At 30.5% G+C, this 15,500-nt stretch carries 12 protein-coding genes and 1 pseudogene; 1 reads left to right on the top strand and 12 read right to left on the bottom strand.

What is annotated here, in order from left to right:
• Positions 1-5 precede the first annotated feature (5 nt).
• From ACTG46_RS02410 to ACTG46_RS02360, 11 genes and pseudogenes are all read right to left on the bottom strand, one after another.
• On the bottom strand, positions 6-350 hold the full coding sequence (locus ACTG46_RS02410; protein WP_407813725.1) for an HTH domain-containing protein: 345 nt from the start codon (positions 348-350) through the stop codon (positions 6-8).
• Between the two features lie 317 nt (positions 351-667).
• A complete protein-coding gene (locus tag ACTG46_RS02405) occupies positions 668-2,197 on the bottom strand; it encodes an ImmA/IrrE family metallo-endopeptidase (protein WP_479923518.1) in 1,530 nt (509 codons plus the stop codon).
• 60 nt (positions 2,198-2,257) lie between these two features.
• A complete protein-coding gene (locus ACTG46_RS02400; protein WP_407813723.1) occupies positions 2,258-5,236 on the bottom strand; it encodes a type I restriction endonuclease subunit R in 2,979 nt (992 codons plus the stop codon).
• 14 nt (positions 5,237-5,250) lie between these two features.
• The gene (locus ACTG46_RS02395; RefSeq protein WP_407813722.1) at positions 5,251-6,477 is read right to left on the bottom strand and encodes a restriction endonuclease subunit S; all 1,227 of its coding nucleotides are present in this window, start codon (positions 6,475-6,477) and stop codon (positions 5,251-5,253) included.
• Between the two features lie 17 nt (positions 6,478-6,494).
• Positions 6,495-8,597 (bottom strand): type I restriction-modification system subunit M, encoded by a 2,103-nt coding sequence (locus ACTG46_RS02390; RefSeq protein WP_479923517.1) that lies wholly within the window; start codon positions 8,595-8,597, stop codon positions 6,495-6,497.
• 18 nt (positions 8,598-8,615) lie between these two features.
• Positions 8,616-8,732, bottom strand: a pseudogene (locus ACTG46_RS02385) (DUF4357 domain-containing protein); the annotation flags it as partial.
• 12 nt (positions 8,733-8,744) lie between these two features.
• Positions 8,745-9,485 carry a GIY-YIG nuclease family protein gene (locus ACTG46_RS02380; RefSeq protein WP_407813720.1) on the bottom strand — a complete coding sequence of 247 codons (741 nt, stop codon included), beginning with the start codon at positions 9,483-9,485 and terminating at the stop codon, positions 8,745-8,747.
• Entirely contained in the window at positions 9,482-9,673 is a 192-nt protein-coding gene (locus tag ACTG46_RS02375) for a helix-turn-helix domain-containing protein (RefSeq protein WP_479924055.1), read from the bottom strand. Before ACTG46_RS02375 ends, ACTG46_RS02380 begins: the two co-directional genes overlap by 4 nt.
• Before the next feature lie 374 nt (positions 9,674-10,047).
• On the bottom strand, positions 10,048-11,403 hold the full coding sequence (rlmD, locus tag ACTG46_RS02370; protein ID WP_479923516.1) for a 23S rRNA (uracil(1939)-C(5))-methyltransferase RlmD: 1,356 nt from the start codon (positions 11,401-11,403) through the stop codon (positions 10,048-10,050).
• A 23-nt stretch (positions 11,404-11,426) separates the two neighbouring features.
• On the bottom strand, positions 11,427-12,149 hold the full coding sequence (locus ACTG46_RS02365) for a pseudouridine synthase (RefSeq protein WP_231301296.1): 723 nt from the start codon (positions 12,147-12,149) through the stop codon (positions 11,427-11,429).
• On the bottom strand, positions 12,149-12,478 hold the full coding sequence (locus tag ACTG46_RS02360) for a DUF1904 domain-containing protein (protein WP_003427754.1): 330 nt from the start codon (positions 12,476-12,478) through the stop codon (positions 12,149-12,151). Before ACTG46_RS02360 ends, ACTG46_RS02365 begins: the two co-directional genes overlap by 1 nt.
• 192 nt (positions 12,479-12,670) lie before the next feature.
• On the opposite strand from ACTG46_RS02360, the gene fba reads away from it, so the two are divergent.
• Positions 12,671-13,597: a class II fructose-1,6-bisphosphate aldolase gene (gene fba, locus ACTG46_RS02355; protein ID WP_054268940.1), complete on the top strand. Its 927-nt coding sequence runs from the start codon at positions 12,671-12,673 to the stop codon at positions 13,595-13,597.
• A gap of 239 nt (positions 13,598-13,836) precedes the next feature.
• Here the strand turns inward: fba and ACTG46_RS02350 are convergent, their stop codons facing one another.
• A complete protein-coding gene (locus tag ACTG46_RS02350) occupies positions 13,837-15,468 on the bottom strand; it encodes a sigma-54 interaction domain-containing protein (protein ID WP_054268939.1) in 1,632 nt (543 codons plus the stop codon).
• Positions 15,469-15,500 lie beyond the last annotated feature (32 nt).

The following is a 15,500-nucleotide window of genomic DNA, read 5'->3' as shown; positions in this document are numbered from 1 at the left end:
CGTAATTATATATTCAAAGCAAAATCGCTTAAAATGATATTCATGATAGAAAGTTCCTGACCTGAAAGACTCTCCTTCAGCTTTTCAAGTAAAGTCTTTTGTTGTTCATTAAGATATTTCCTATACAAATCAAAATCACCAATAATCTTAACTCCTCCACCATATCTACCACGAACAGTTTCTATTGGGTATGAGAGTGATAAATAGTCAATATCATTTCTGATAGTGCGGCTAGTAACTCCAAACTCTTCAACTAAGTTTTCCATTGTTTCACTTCTTCTTTTACAAAGAACTTTTATAACTTCCATTCTTCTTTCTGTTGGAGTTATCCAATCCTGTGCTCCATTCATCACTCACACCCCCTTTCGTTTTTGCTCTGTACCTAAATAATAAAAGTTAAACTGGAAGACCCATTTCCTATTAAAAAAAACTTTTTAGCGAAACATAAAAATAAAAAAACCACGAGTTGCTCAACTCATGGCTTAATAATACTGCTAAAATAAAAATACATCTTATCACGCTATGATAATAAAAAAAGACCTATCTAACGTATAAATTTACGCTAAATAGGTCTTTTAGGGTTAAAATAAGTTTATTAAATAAAAACATCCAACTTAAATACAATAATTTTCTATCACACTGTGATAAATTAATTTTAATTTTTTTCTTAGGCCGAAACTTTTTCCTGTTGACCTAATGGCTTAAAATCATTTTCAATTAAAAAATCATTTGCACTATCTATATCACCAAAATTGCATGAGAGAATATATTTATAAATTGCATCCTCATCATTTGTATCAACAAGTACTATTCCTGCTGCTCTCATAAACTCTAAAGAAGTATCAAGAGGTAATTTCATACCTATACAAACTGCCACCATTGTTCTTTTTGAAGTTTGAGGTGGATTTTTTCTTATTCTTGATAACTCATTATCACTTAGTAAAGTCATATCCTTAAATTTTTGTGTAGTCCATTTTCTGTTATCAAATAAATACTTAAACATCTCATTAAAGCTACGTGGTAAGTTTCTTCTTTCTTCTAGCTGGCGTCTCATTTCCTCACCTGAATACCAGCGGTCAAAAACATCAGAATTTTGTGTGTTGGTTGAATATGTTTTCCTACTTGAATAGGATTCTGCTTTATACATATAAAACATATCCGTAGAATTACCACTATCCTGTGGAACATATCCATCCAATTTAAAACTAAAGCTTAATACACATTCTGACATATGTGTCTCAGCATATTCAGTTAGTATTTGTTTTCCCTCTTCATCACTTGCTATATACTTTTTATCATTAATTACAAAAAATCCATTAATATACTTAAATGCACCTGAATGTATTATTTCTCTAAATACTTTATTTCTTCTGTATTCCTCATAAGCTTCTTTTGAACTAATCTTTTGAACAGTTTTTTTAGATAATCCTCTCTGATTTATCTTAAAATTACGTTGTTTATAAGGTGAAAAATCTATCTCATTATTATAATTATAGAATTCTCTTGCTACTTCATATCCAAAATCAACCATTCTTATAACTGCGGATTGCTTTGATACTTCAAAGAATTCTGATAACTCTTCTATTGTTTCTTTTACTGCAGCATATTTATCATTTGAATAATTATGCTTAGCTAAAAATTCTTTCACTTTAACTAATGTTGTATTCTTTGGCATTAAAATTCTTGGGGCAATATTTCTAGCTTGCCATTCCATTATTTCAGCATCTGCCCATTCTTCATCCATAGTTTTATTTGTTTCTTCTACTGGACACCTGAAGGCAATGGCTTGCATACCTACTCCCTGTCTGTTTCTGATAAAATACGGTCTATGTTTAAACCAATGTACACATTCATGCGCTAATGTATTGTTTCTCCTTCCATCGTTCAACATACCACTATCTATAAAGACCATCCCTTTTTGAACTTCTATACCTTTATATGCATTTATCTCAGGATCAAAAACATCAATAATCCCATCACATAATGTAATTGCACCAAGAATTGTATTTTTATCCGATAAAAGCTCAGTATCATATATTTCTAACTGTATTCTATTTTTTGCAATGTCCCATATAGGAATAGCCATTGGTGTTTTTAAAGCTTCTGGACAATATTTATTTAAAAAATCACTGGCTACATCATCAAATTGTTCTTTAGGTATATATGGGACAAAACTATTAGAAAATTTCTGATTCATAATATCCTATTTAGTGCTACATTGCTATGTTATGTAATGGAGCACTTTCCCCCCCTTTTGTTATTCCATATCTCTTAAAGCTTTATATATTTCTTCCATAAAAACATTTGTAATTTTTTCTCTTAGTTCTGAATTCCCTAACAATAATGTATAGAAGTCCATATTTTGATCATATCCTTGAACTAATGCATCTTGAACACTATCCTCATAAGTAAATTTAAAATCATCTAACGAATTTTTCTTAGCACTCGTCTTAAGACGTTTATCATGTAATAATAAATCCCTTATTTGCATAGCTGATTTTGACGCTACATCAGATTGATATTCTTTATTATAAATTGCATTTATTTCATCTATTATTTCTGATAACTTCTTTTTTTGCTGCTCTTCAAGATTTGCTGGCTTTGGCTTTTTAATTTTCACTTCTGGTCTTGCATCAATATAACTATTAGAATTTTCAGAAATTTGCTCCTGTCTAAATCCACTAACTGTTACTTTGTCAGCAATATCAAAATCATTTCCACCACTTCCAACTTCAATCTCTTTTACAAGATAAGATAAGTAATTGTAAAACTTATGCATGTCCACATTTTCATAGCATGTAGCTTGAATAAGAAAACAATAACTTTTCAAGAACCTTCTAATTGTAATACGTATTTCAGCTTTCTCAATTTCTTCTAAAGGGTTAATCCTTTGAAGAGCTTTGTCTAATAATGACCACATTTTTGCTTTATCTTTAGATGTTCTCTTCTGCTGATATAAAAAATGATTAAACGCTTCAATATCCGTAAAGTCTAATATATTGTTGGATTCTATTTCTCTAAGTAAATCTCTTATATCTGAAGGTGTTATTGTTTCAAATAATACAGTATCTTTATAGTAGGGCTCAAAAGCTTTTTTTATGTCATCATATTCATTTTTAAAATCAAGAACGAACGTGCGTTTATCATATGGGGGATAAATTCTATTTAATCTAGAAAGAGTCTGTACTGCAGTAACCCCTTTTAATTTTTTATCTACATACATTGCAACCAACTTTGGTTGATCAAAACCTGTTTGATACTTATTAGCAACTAATAGAACTTGATAATAACTTCTATCAAACTCATCTCTTAAATCTTCTTCACTTATCCCATTTATATTTGGTTCTGTATATTCCACCCCATCTAATGGTACTTTTCCTGAAAAAGCAACTAGCGCGTGTATATCACTATATCCATTTCGTTGAATATACTTTTCTAACTCTTGATGATATTTAACTGCTGCTTCTCTAGATGAAGTTACAACCATAGCTTTAGCTTTTCCATCTAGTAAGTGAGCTACATTATGACGGAAATGCTCTATTATAATTTCTATTTTTTGTGCAATATTAGTATCATGTAAGTCTATAAATCTAGCAATTTTTCTCTTAGCTGTTATTGATTGTAATTCTGGATCATCTTCTATTGTTTTATTTAGCTCAAAATATGTTTTCCACGTTGTATAGTTATCTAAAACATTTAATATATATCCTTCTTCTATTGCTTGCTTCATTGGATACAAGTCAAAGGAATCTTTTTGCCCCTTATCGTTTAATGTACCAAAAAGCTGAAGTGTATCTGGTTTAGGTGTAGCTGTAAAAGCAATCATAGAAACATTTTTTTGTTTTCCACTTTTTTGTATTTCTTCAACAATTTTATCCTCTTCATCTTTTTCATCATCACCATCATTTCCTGCAAGAACAGTAGTAACAGCCTGCATTAATGTTCCTTTTGTTGAAGAATGAGCCTCATCTATTAATACAGCAAAAGTTTTGTTATTTAATCCACCAAGTAAATTTTGGTCAAGTATATAGTAGAACTTATGAATAGTTGTTACTATAATTTTTGTATTTCCTGATAACGCATCAGCTAAATCTGAAGAACTACATTTATCATCCATAACCTTTACTTGACCACTCTTATGTTCTATTCCATCTACAGCTTCCTGAAGTTGTCTATCTACAATAATTCTATCCGTTATTATTAATACTGTATCAAATATATTATTATCATAATCATCATGTAAGGATGATAATATATGAGAAAGCCACGCAATAGTATTGGTTTTACCTGAACCAGCTGAATGCTCAATTAAATAATTGCAACTTGAATGATTTACTTTAATATCCCCCATCAATTTTTCTATAGCGCGTAGTTGATGATATCTAGGGAATATAACCTTTTCAGTTATGATTTTCTTTCCTGTATCTGGATTTCTTTTAGTCTCTTTATTTATATAAATAAAACGCTCTATTAAAAATATGATTTTATCTTTTGTTAAAATGTCTTCCCACATATATGAAACATTTATTCCATCTTCATTGTGTGGATTTCCAGCACCAAAATCATCTCCACCTTTATTAAATGGCATAAAAAATGATGAATGCCCCTTTAACTCAGTACATAAATATACTTCATTTAAGTCCATTGCAAAACTAGCTAAACAGCCAGCTTTAAATCTAAATAGACGCGTTTTCTCATCACGCTCATTTTTAAATTGTTTAATAGCATCCTCATAATTTTGACCTGATGTATTGCATTTTAGCTCAATTGTAAAAATAGCTAGACCATTTAGGAATATAATTAAATCAACACGTTCCCCTTCTTTGTGATAGACTTCTTCCATTACAGATAATATATTAGAATTATATCTCTCATTACCTTTCTTATTGAAACTTGTTGCTAATTTAGGAAACATAAGCTTCAACGTAGAACCATTATCAAATTCTACGCCATGCTTTAGTACATCAATAAGACTACGGCTACTCTTATTAATTTCTTGATTAATATAATTAATAACAGTTTGCTCCGTACGTTCCTTATACATTTTACGAAGTTTTTCCATTGTTTCAGGTTGTGTATTATTTAGAAACTGTAACAATATCTCCACATCCATAGCTAATCCTGCAACATACTTATCTGATGTACGAATTATATAACCATTATCCTCTTTTAACCTCTCTAATATTAGTTTCTGAAAATCCTCTTTCTCTTTTAATTGATCTGCTCTTACAGGCATTGTTCCCCTTCCCCCTATACTCTTTTTTTACCAGTTACATATTCAAATATTAATGATTTTTCATATTCAACTATTGTTTTAATTGAATTTAACTTATTCTCTATTAATACATCTATAGCACTTATTTTTTTATCTAAATACTCCACAATATCTCGTTGTTCCATAATTGTTTCAGGAACACATACATTTAGTCTCTGAATAGTAGAAACTGCTAATCCAGGTTGTGCCGCACTCTGTGAATATTGGTTTAAATTCATAGCATTAAATAGATAATATAAAAACTTATTGTCTACATTTGAGTAATTATAAGTAACAATAGCATGATCAGATGCCCAATACTTTCCTTTAGCATAATGAACATTTCCACATAATGCACCTTGCCTACCTATAAGTACATTCTCTCCACAATTTGTGTACTGAGAATAATACCCTCTAATTCCATTTCCACCATAAACTAGATATTTTCCACTATCTTCAATTTCTTCTGCTGTAATAGCACTACCACTTCTCATATCACAAAGAAATTTTACTCTTGTTCGTATCCAATGTTTAGGACATTTTTTAGAATAATCTGTATCTGATGATTTAAATTCCACATTCTTATTTAAACCTATTGAAATTGTTTCAATAATAATAGATTTTTTTAACTTATTAAGTGTTTTAACTTGAGATTCCAATACTGATATTACCCTATCTATTTCATTACACTTTACATTTAAAAATTCTGCTATCTTTTTTTGCTCTTGTATTGGTGGTATAAATATTTTAGCATTTTGGATTAATTCTTTATTAAGTAGCTTTGCACCATAAATATTAGTATTTGCATTTTCTGTAACAAAAATAGGCATAGCATAGTATAAATATCCTATATCATTAGAACAATTTTTATAGTTTATTGTAATAATAGCTTCATTAGTATATAAATCTTCATCACAAATTGCAACCTTACCAATTGAAAGCTTGAAACTAAACAATAAACTACCTTTTTCAGAAATTTTAATATTTGCTTCTCTAATTCCCTTATCAGTAAGTTTAGTAGTAGTATCATTAATAAACTTTTTATTCATATCCCCTATAGTTACCCATTTATTATCACCATCATAAAATTCCATGTTTGTGGTATCTGGGGTACCACCAGCTTGATATTTGTAAAAGAACTTTACTTTAGTGCATTCCCAATCAAATGGAATATCTTTTATCCACTCTAGTCCGCTAGGCCTTTTTTTTGTTTTTTCTTCCATAATTCAAGCCTCACTTTCTATATATTTTTAATCAATTCTTGTAATTGTTTTTCATATTCCATAAACTGATTTAGTAAAGTATCTGCTTTTTCTGGTTCATGATGTTTATAAAACATTCTAGTAATTGGAAACTCTGCTCCTAATTTTTCTTTATTAGTTGCACTAGCCTTTTTACTTTCATCAAATTCATATACATAATGAGCATCTGGTATAAAAGGATATACTTCTGCCTTAAAATACTCTTCTATAGCCTGTGTTAATTTAACTAATTCGATGTCTTTAGTTGTGGTATCAAATATTACTTCTTTATTCTTATCTTTTTGAACTATTGCAGTCTTATCCATATATGATAACTCCATTGCAATAGCTCCTAATCGACTTGGAGTCATACCTTCAACTTTTCCTAATAACTCTTTTAATAATTTTACAAAAGTTGAGTAATCTTTATATTCCTTTTCAGATATATTATTTGATAGTATATCTAGTATATTTTCTATAAATGTTTTTCCTTGTTCAAACTTTTTAAACTTCTTTTCTTCAGCAGCACTTCGTGGATTCATTTCTAAAAGTTCTTCATAATCATTCCCATTAAAAAGATGAGCATTAGCTGTAAAGAATGCACTATTTTTCAATAAATCTATCGTTTCTTCAGTTATTTTTCCGGTTCTTTGCAAAGGTTGATAAACAGCATACTCTTTATACATAAACTCTTCATTATCAAAAATCTTACAATATTTATTTGGTTTAAATTCTGCATAAATCTCAGTAATAGTTTTAATATCATCACGTGAAATTTCTTTTCTCTTTTTCCCTAAAGATTTACGAAGGGGTTTAAACATATCTACAGCATTAATTAACTGTACTTTTCCCTTTCTCTCTTTTCTCTTATTCTTAGATAAAATAAATGCATAGATACCAATATCAGTGTTGTAAAATAATTGGCTAGGCAAAGCTATTATCGCTTCGACTAAGTCATTCTCTAACATATATCTTCTAATTTGACTTTCCCCACTAGTTGTATTCCCTGAAAATAGTGGTGATCCATTTGTTATGATTGCTGCTCTTCCATAATTCTCATCCATTTTATGGATTGCATGTTGCATAAATAATAATTGCATATCACCAGTACCAGGTAAACCTGCTGCGAATCGTCCTCCTTTTTTGGCATTTTCCGCTCTTACTGCTTTTTCTACCCCTTCAGCAGCATCCTTTCCTCCCCATGGTGTTCCAAATGGAGGATTTGCAATGACAATTCTCATTGATTGTTCTTCAAATGAATCCTTTTTCATAGTATCTTGAAATTTAATGTTCTCCGCATTTTGTCCTTTTATCAATATATCTGCTAGGCAAATAGCATATGATTCCGGGTTTATTTCTTGTCCAAACAACCTTACATCTGCATTTGGATTATGTCTTCTAATAAAATCAAAAGTTGTAGATAACATTCCACCCGTACCGCATGCCATGTCTAAAACTGTAGTTACTTTACCCTCCTCATAAAGATCATCGCAGCCTTCTGCTAATATTATATTTACTAATAATCTAATAACCTCTCTCGGCGTATAGTGGTCACCAGCTTCTGCATTTTCAGAGAATTTACGAATTATCTCTTCAAACATATATCCCATCTTTATTCCATCTATTGTGTGTGGATTAAGATCTAATTCTGAAAACTTCTTTATAACACCTAATAGACGGTGGTTTTTATCCATCTTCTCAATTTCTTTCTCAAAGTCAAGACTTCTTATAATCTCTTGAACATTTGATGAAAATCCTTCTATATAACTAACGAAATTTGCTGCTATATTTGTTGAATCATTTAATAGCTCCTTTAATGTATATCTGCTAGTATTATAAAATTGAAATCCTGAAGCTTTTATTAGTACACGTTCAGGTGTGCCAGGATTTCTTTCGTACATTTCTACTACCTTCATTTTAGTTGGCTCAAGAGCACACTCTAGTCTACGAATAATAATCATAGGAATAATTACATCTTTGTATTTATCAGACTTATATGTTCCACGAAGAGTATTGGCTATTGAGAATACCAAATCTACTTCCTTACTTACATTTATTGATGTATCATCAAACATTACAGGGGCTAATTTTGAATCTGTCATTACAACTCCTCCTTAGTTTTATTCTTCACTTATTTCTTTTAATGTCTTTCCATCTTTATTTTTCCACATTTGAGGACCACTCCTACTTTGCCCACATATAAAAGTAGCTGCAGCTGATGGACTTGAGAATAATGTATTTTTAGTAAATTAACCATTTTCTATCGTTCCGTCTGATAAGTATTGTTTTCTTAACTTAACAATATTATCTGAAAGTGACTTCTCTGATAAAGCGTCATTAATACCAGAACCCTTTAGTACAATAAACCCATCTGGAGCAACTATACCTGTTGCTGATAAGCCTTTATTATTTTTAATATATAGATTCTCACTTGATACTTCTCCAGTTTCCTTTTTCTCAACTTCTACGACCGGAACTAATGTTTCAAATACTTTATGCCCTAAAGCTGAAACTACCAGTTTAACATTATCAATAAACTCCTCCATTTCACTCTCTTCTGCTTCAGAAACAGATGATTTCTTAGGTGGATTAGAATTCATTATTTCATATCGCTCTGCCTCTTTACCTATTTGATAAAAACGACTTTCTAAGTATTTGATATGTGCTTTATTTAAATGATCATCTTTACTAATAAAAACAATTGCTTCGACCCAGTAATTTTTATTTTCGCTTCTAATATGGTCTCCTAATCGTTGGATTGCATCCTCTGTCTCTCCTATGTACACAAGCGGCTTACCATTCTCATCATCATAGTCAAATAAAAAATATACTGAAGGATTTCTCAGTTCATCGCGACCCATACATTTTTTATAACTCGTTCTAGGGATTTTATAAGCCTTACCAGTCCAATTAGATAATTCACACATCCATCTACCAGTAGCTACTCCATCCATAAGAAATATCTTTAGACTTTTACCTCTTTTGCTCATTGCTCTTTAGACACCTCCGGAAATTCAACTTCCACGATATCGCTTAGTTGACATCTTAAAGCATCGCAAATACGAACAAGAACTTCCATTGAAACATACTCATTACGCGACATTTTAGAAAATGTACTAGGTGCAATGCCTGTTTTCTCTCTTAAATCTGCTTTAGACATGTCCTTATCAATTAACATCTTCCATAACCTTTTATAATTTATTGACACTCATTAGCACCTCTCTTCTTACTAAACTTATTATTTATATTTTATCACTCTATATTTTTAAGTACAATATTTTTTTCGAGTTCTCAAAATTTTATTTTAAATCACATTATATAATTCTGATTTATTATATTTTAGCAAAAGGTATTATTCTTTAGTTTTTGCTCATGCTTTTGCCAAATTGTTAAACTCTATTAGCAAAACTCCACACCTTTTTTCTACTTCTCACCCCTATTAAAACTCCAAATCAACAAAAACACAGTCCATAATCTTTAAAATTAAATCTCCATGAAATAAAAAAGCCCTTGAGAACCCCGTAAAATGGGCATTTTCAAGAACTTTATTTCTTACTTTTTAACCAGCTTTGCCACCGTTTCAACATGTGGCGTATTCGGGAACATATCCATACACTTAACCATCTTAATCTCATAACCATAACCCTTAAAATCAACCAAATCCACAACCAAAGACTTAGGATTACAAGAAATATAAACAATCTCCTTAGCGCCAAATCCACAAATATCCCTAATAGCATCCTTATGAATACCTGGTCTAGGAGGGTCAACAATAATCAAATCAGGCTTGTCCTTCAAATCCTTAACAACCTTCGCCACATCCCCAGCAATAAACTCACAATTAGTAAGCCCATTCAACTTAGCATTCTCATTAGCCGCAACAACAGCTTCCTCGACTATCTCAATACCATACACCTTCTTAGCTGCACCAGCCATAACCTGTCCAATAGAACCAGTCCCACTATACAAGTCGAACACAACCTTGTCATTGTAATCTCCAATAAACTCTCTAGCAATACTATAAAGAACCTCGGCTCCCTTAGTATTAGTTTGGAAAAATGAAAATGGAGAAATCTTAAATTTAAGACCTAAAATTTCTTCTTGTATGTAATCTCTTCCATACAACACTCTTAACTCATCACATTGGACTGCATCTGCTAAACCATCATTAATAGTATGAAGTATCCCTACTAACTCAGCTTTGAAATCAATCCCTAAAAGCATGTCCTTAAATTCGTTCATGTCAAAATCTTCTTGAGAAGAAGTTACTATATTAACCATAATCTCATTAGTATGAATCCCTTTTCTAACTACAAGATGTCTCAGATATCCTTTATGATTCATTGTTCTATAATAAGGAAGCTCTTTTTCATTAAAAAACTCTACACTAGAAACTAATATTTTTGAGAAGTCCTCATCAACTAACATACACTCCTCAACAGTTTGTATATCTATATGCTTTCCTTTTTTATGAAGCCCTAATGTCAAAGGTCCATTTTTTACTTCATCTCCAAAAGTATACTCCATCTTATTTCTATAATATTTGTTTTCTGGACTTCCTTCTATCCCTAAAAATTGAAATCCAAATAAATCTTGCTTTAAGAATAAATCCATAACTTGTTTTTCTTTTATTTCCAATTGCTTTTCATATGGTACTGATAGTAATGTACATCCTCCACACTCTCTAAAGTGCTTGCAAGCTTCTTCAGTTTCAAGTGGTGAGTACTCTAATAATTCTATCATCTTAACTTCGGCTTTCTTACTTCTAACTTTTTTAACACCAGCTCTTACCTTTTGACCACTTATTCCACCCTTCATGTGAATAACTCTGTCTCCAATTTGGCCTAATGATGTACCACCAAATTCCATTTTATCTATTTCAAATTCTACAATATCCTTTTTCTTCACAAACCTTCCTCCAATTTATTATATTATCTTTCTTCAATCATCTTTACTTCTTCATCTGTTAACTCTCTATACTCACCTAATTCTAGGCTCTCATCCAATTTTAAATTACCCATAGACAATCTTTTTAAGTATACTACTTTTTTGCCTACACTTTCAAACATTCTTTTTACTTGGTGAAACTTACCTTCATGTATTGTAAGTTCTATCTCTGATTCATCATCACTCTTTAATATATTTAACTGAGATGGCATAGTTTTATATCCATCATCAAGCACTACACCTTCTAAAAAAGCTTCTACATCTTCTTCAGTAACTACTCCATCAATTTTTGCATAATAAGTCTTAGGCACATGCTTCTTAGGAGATAAAACTCTATGAGAAAGCTTCCCATCATTAGTTAAAACTAATAATCCCTCTGTGTCTTTATCTAACCTTCCAACAGGAAATGGTTCAAAAGCTAAGTATGATAAATCAATTAAATCTAAAACCGTTGGGTCATATTTATCAGTAGTTGCTGATATATATCCATCTGGTTTATTCATCATTAAATATATATATTCTCTATATATAACTTCTTCTCCATTAAACAATATTTCATCATTTTCAGTGTCTACTTGAGTTCCTGGATTTGAAACTTCACTCCCATTTACTACTACAGACCCCTGCTTACAATACTTCTTTATTTCACTTCTACTTCCATAACCTAAATTTGAAAGAATTTTATCTATACGTTGCTTTTTAGCCATTAAAAATGTTCTCCATTCTCATAATATTTTTCTTTTTCAAATACTGTAAATGCTAAATCCATACTTTCTACATCTAAATTATTTCTTATACTATCAGTTATTATTCTTGCTACTATATCTTGTACTTCTTGCCCTCTATCAAACCAAGCTACTTCAACAAAAGGATATACATCTGCTATTTTACCATCTCTTATTGCAACTGACTTTATACATTCTATTTCAAAATAATCTCTTGGGCATTTTACAGCTTCAACTAAATCATCTATCATCTTTTCACTTATTTTGCATATATCATTTTCATTAATTCCTCTTATTTTTATCTGTGGCATTGTTAGGTCTCCTTTATCTTAATTCTTCTTAAAACGTTCATATTTTTTATTATTTTATCTAATCCTATTATCTTATATTTAACATTATACTTGTAATTTATAGTTATTACAATTTACTATATACTTTTTTTGATTTAACGTTATAATATAAGTGATGGGTAAATTTTAAAAGTTAATAGGAGGAGTTTTAAAATGGCATTAATTACTACAAAAGAAATGTTTAAAAAAGCTTATGAAGGTGGATTTGCTATAGGTGCATTTAACATAAGTGACTTAGAACAATTACAAGGTGTTTTAAAAGCTGCTAAAGCTAAAAATTCTTATGTTATGATACAAGCTTCTATGTCAGCTGTTAAATATGCTGGACCTCATACATTAGTTGAAATGGTTAAAGTTGCTTCTGATGAAATAGGTGTAGACGTAGCTCTTCACTTAGACCATGGCCCAAATATGGATGCTATTAAAACTTGTATTGATGCTGGTTTCTCTTCAGTTATGATAGATGGTTCTCATTTTGACTTTGAAGAAAATGTTAGAATAACTAAAGAAGCTGTTGAATATGCACACTCTAAAGGTGTTGTTGTTGAAGCAGAACTTGGTGTTTTAGCTGGAACAGAAGATGATGTTACTTCTGATGTTCACAAATATACTCAACCAGCTGAAGCTGTTGAGTTTGTTGAAAGAACAGGAGTTGATTCATTAGCAATAGCTATAGGAACTTCTCATGGAGCTTTCAAATTCAAAGGAGAAGCTAAATTAAGATTCGACATACTAGAAGAAATCCAAAGCAAATTACCAGGTTTCCCAATAGTTCTTCATGGTGCATCTGCTGTTGACCAAAATGCAGTTGCTACATGTAATGAATTTGGTGGAAATATAGCTGGAGCTAAAGGTGTACCTGTAGAAATGTTAAGAAAAGCATCTTCTATGGCTGTTTGTAAAATAAACATGGATACTGACTTAAGACTAGCTATGACTGCTGCTATCAGAAAATTCTTAGCTGAAAATCCAAAAGAATTTGACCCAAGAAAATACATTGGTGCTGGTAGAGATGCTATACAAGCTGTAGTTGAAAGCAAAATAGATGATGTTTTAGGTTCTGCTAACTCTATAAACTAATATAACTTTTAAATATTTATAAAAGAAAAGAGATGACTTGGAATAATTAATTTTATTTCTAAGCCATCTCTTTTAAGTTGTACATACATTTCCCAAAAAGGTTGTCCAAAATCAACATAACTTAATCTATTCTTTTTTTAAGTTATGCCAAACAGTTTATGCTTTCTATGTAATCGACCATCATTAGCTCTTAAAAAGTAAGACTCCATCAATTCTAATTACTTTTCTAAGCTAATTGACTATACATGAATGTGTCCACTTTTTATCTTTCTATGAATAGTAGAAGGATATATACCTATAACTTCAGCAGCCTTTGTTATTGAACCATACTTATTTATAGCCTTACTTATCATTATTTGGTCTACTATTTTATATGCATCATTAAGATTCATAATTCCATTTACCACTATTGGTGATAAATCATCTGTTTCATTATCAATCATATCTAGATTTATAAGCATATTAAATTCATCTTCTCCAATTACATTTTTAGCTGATAAAACTACGAATCTTTCAATGATATTTTTCAATTCTCTTATGTTACCTGGCCAAGAATATTCTTCCAATAATTCAATAACCTTAGGTGAAACTTCTACTTCTCTATTATACTTTTCATTGTAAAGCTTTAAGAAATAATTTACTAATGGTACTATATCTTCTTTTCTCTCTCTAAGTGGTGGTATTTTTACTGGAATAACACTCAATCTATAGTATAAATCTTGTCTAAATTTAAGGTTATTTCTAAGGTCTTCATGAGAAATATTAGTAGCACTTATATATCTAACATCTATCTTTATAGGTTTGCTACCACCTATTCTAGTAATCGTATTTTCTTGTATAACTCTAAGTAATTTTTTTTGCATCTGCATTGGTAACTCACCTATCTCATCCAAAAAGATAGTTCCACCGTTTGCCTCTTCAAAAAGTCCCTTTTTACCTTTTTTCTTAGCTCCAGTAAAAGAACCTTCTTCATATCCAAAAAACTCTGATTCTAATAGTTCATTTGGTATAGCTCCACAGTTTATTGCGATAAAAGGTTTTTCCCTTCTTGAACTGTACTTATAGATAGTTCTTGCTATTATTTCTTTTCCTACACCTGATTCTCCATTTATAAATATAGAAGAATCCGAAGCTGCAGCTCTCTTGACAACTTTTTTTATGTTATCCATAATCTTACTTTGACTTATATACTCTGTATCCTCTGACATATCACTATATCTTATCTGAGATTCAAGCTTAATGACCCTTGAAATATCTCTTCCTGTAAGTACTCCTCCTGTAAGTTTTCCTTTAGAGTCCCATCTTGGAACTGCTGTATAGGCAATAAGTTTTCCATCAGGGTAAACGATATTTCTATAAATCTTTTTCTTCACTTTAAGCATATTTAATATTATTGGTTCTTCTACTAATCCTTGTCTTACAAGGTCCGTTATATTTCTACCAAGTACTTCAGTTCTTTTAAAAGGTAATATCTCATCACTGACATTATTCATCTTTTCAATTACCCCATCTTTGTTAAATACAACGACAACTTCATCTATATGTTCTATTATATCCTCAACTACTTTATCCGATATTACAGATTTCTCAAATAAATAAACTATAGTATTTTCATTATTATTATCTTTCATATTGTATATATGTGCATTCATTCTTAATTCTCTGAAAGCTATTTTCTTTTTACTATCTGTCAGAATTTCTTTTTTGTCAAAGTTAGAATCTAATTCATTTATATTTTTAGGCTTTTTTATATCTAGAAAACTAAAAATACTATCTATTAGATGATTACAATATATTATTTCGCCTGATTCCTTACATAAAATAGCTGGATTTTCTACATGTTCTATAAGCCCTATTAAATTATTATCCATTAATATTCGCACCTTTCATTAAGTAATTTATT

It is taken from the genome of Clostridioides sp. LIBA-7678 (genome assembly GCF_056716065.1).
Note: the sequence above shows the minus strand (reverse complement) of the source record. Positions and strands in the feature narration are given on the sequence as shown.

Bases quoted from the DNA above. Each gene is read 5' to 3' on its own strand.
- ACTG46_RS02410 (WP_407813725.1), bottom strand. From the start codon at position 350: ATGAATGGAGCACAGGATTGGATAACTCCAACAGAAAGAAGAATGGAA.
- ACTG46_RS02405 (WP_479923518.1), bottom strand. From the start codon at position 2,197: ATGAATCAGAAATTTTCTAATAGTTTTGTCCCATATATACCTAAAGAA.
- ACTG46_RS02400 (WP_407813723.1), bottom strand. From the start codon at position 5,236: ATGCCTGTAAGAGCAGATCAATTAAAAGAGAAAGAGGATTTTCAGAAA.
- ACTG46_RS02395 (WP_407813722.1), bottom strand. From the start codon at position 6,477: ATGGAAGAAAAAACAAAAAAAAGGCCTAGCGGACTAGAGTGGATAAAA.
- ACTG46_RS02390 (WP_479923517.1), bottom strand. From the start codon at position 8,597: ATGACAGATTCAAAATTAGCCCCTGTAATGTTTGATGATACATCAATA.
- ACTG46_RS02380 (WP_407813720.1), bottom strand. From the start codon at position 9,485: ATGAGCAAAAGAGGTAAAAGTCTAAAGATATTTCTTATGGATGGAGTA.
- ACTG46_RS02375 (WP_479924055.1), bottom strand. From the start codon at position 9,673: ATGTTAATTGATAAGGACATGTCTAAAGCAGATTTAAGAGAGAAAACA.
- ACTG46_RS02365 (WP_231301296.1), bottom strand. From the start codon at position 12,149: ATGGCTAAAAAGCAACGTATAGATAAAATTCTTTCAAATTTAGGTTAT.
- ACTG46_RS02360 (WP_003427754.1), bottom strand. From the start codon at position 12,478: ATGCCACAGATAAAAATAAGAGGAATTAATGAAAATGATATATGCAAA.
- fba (WP_054268940.1), top strand. From the start codon at position 12,671: ATGGCATTAATTACTACAAAAGAAATGTTTAAAAAAGCTTATGAAGGT.
- ACTG46_RS02350 (WP_054268939.1), bottom strand. From the start codon at position 15,468: ATGGATAATAATTTAATAGGGCTTATAGAACATGTAGAAAATCCAGCT.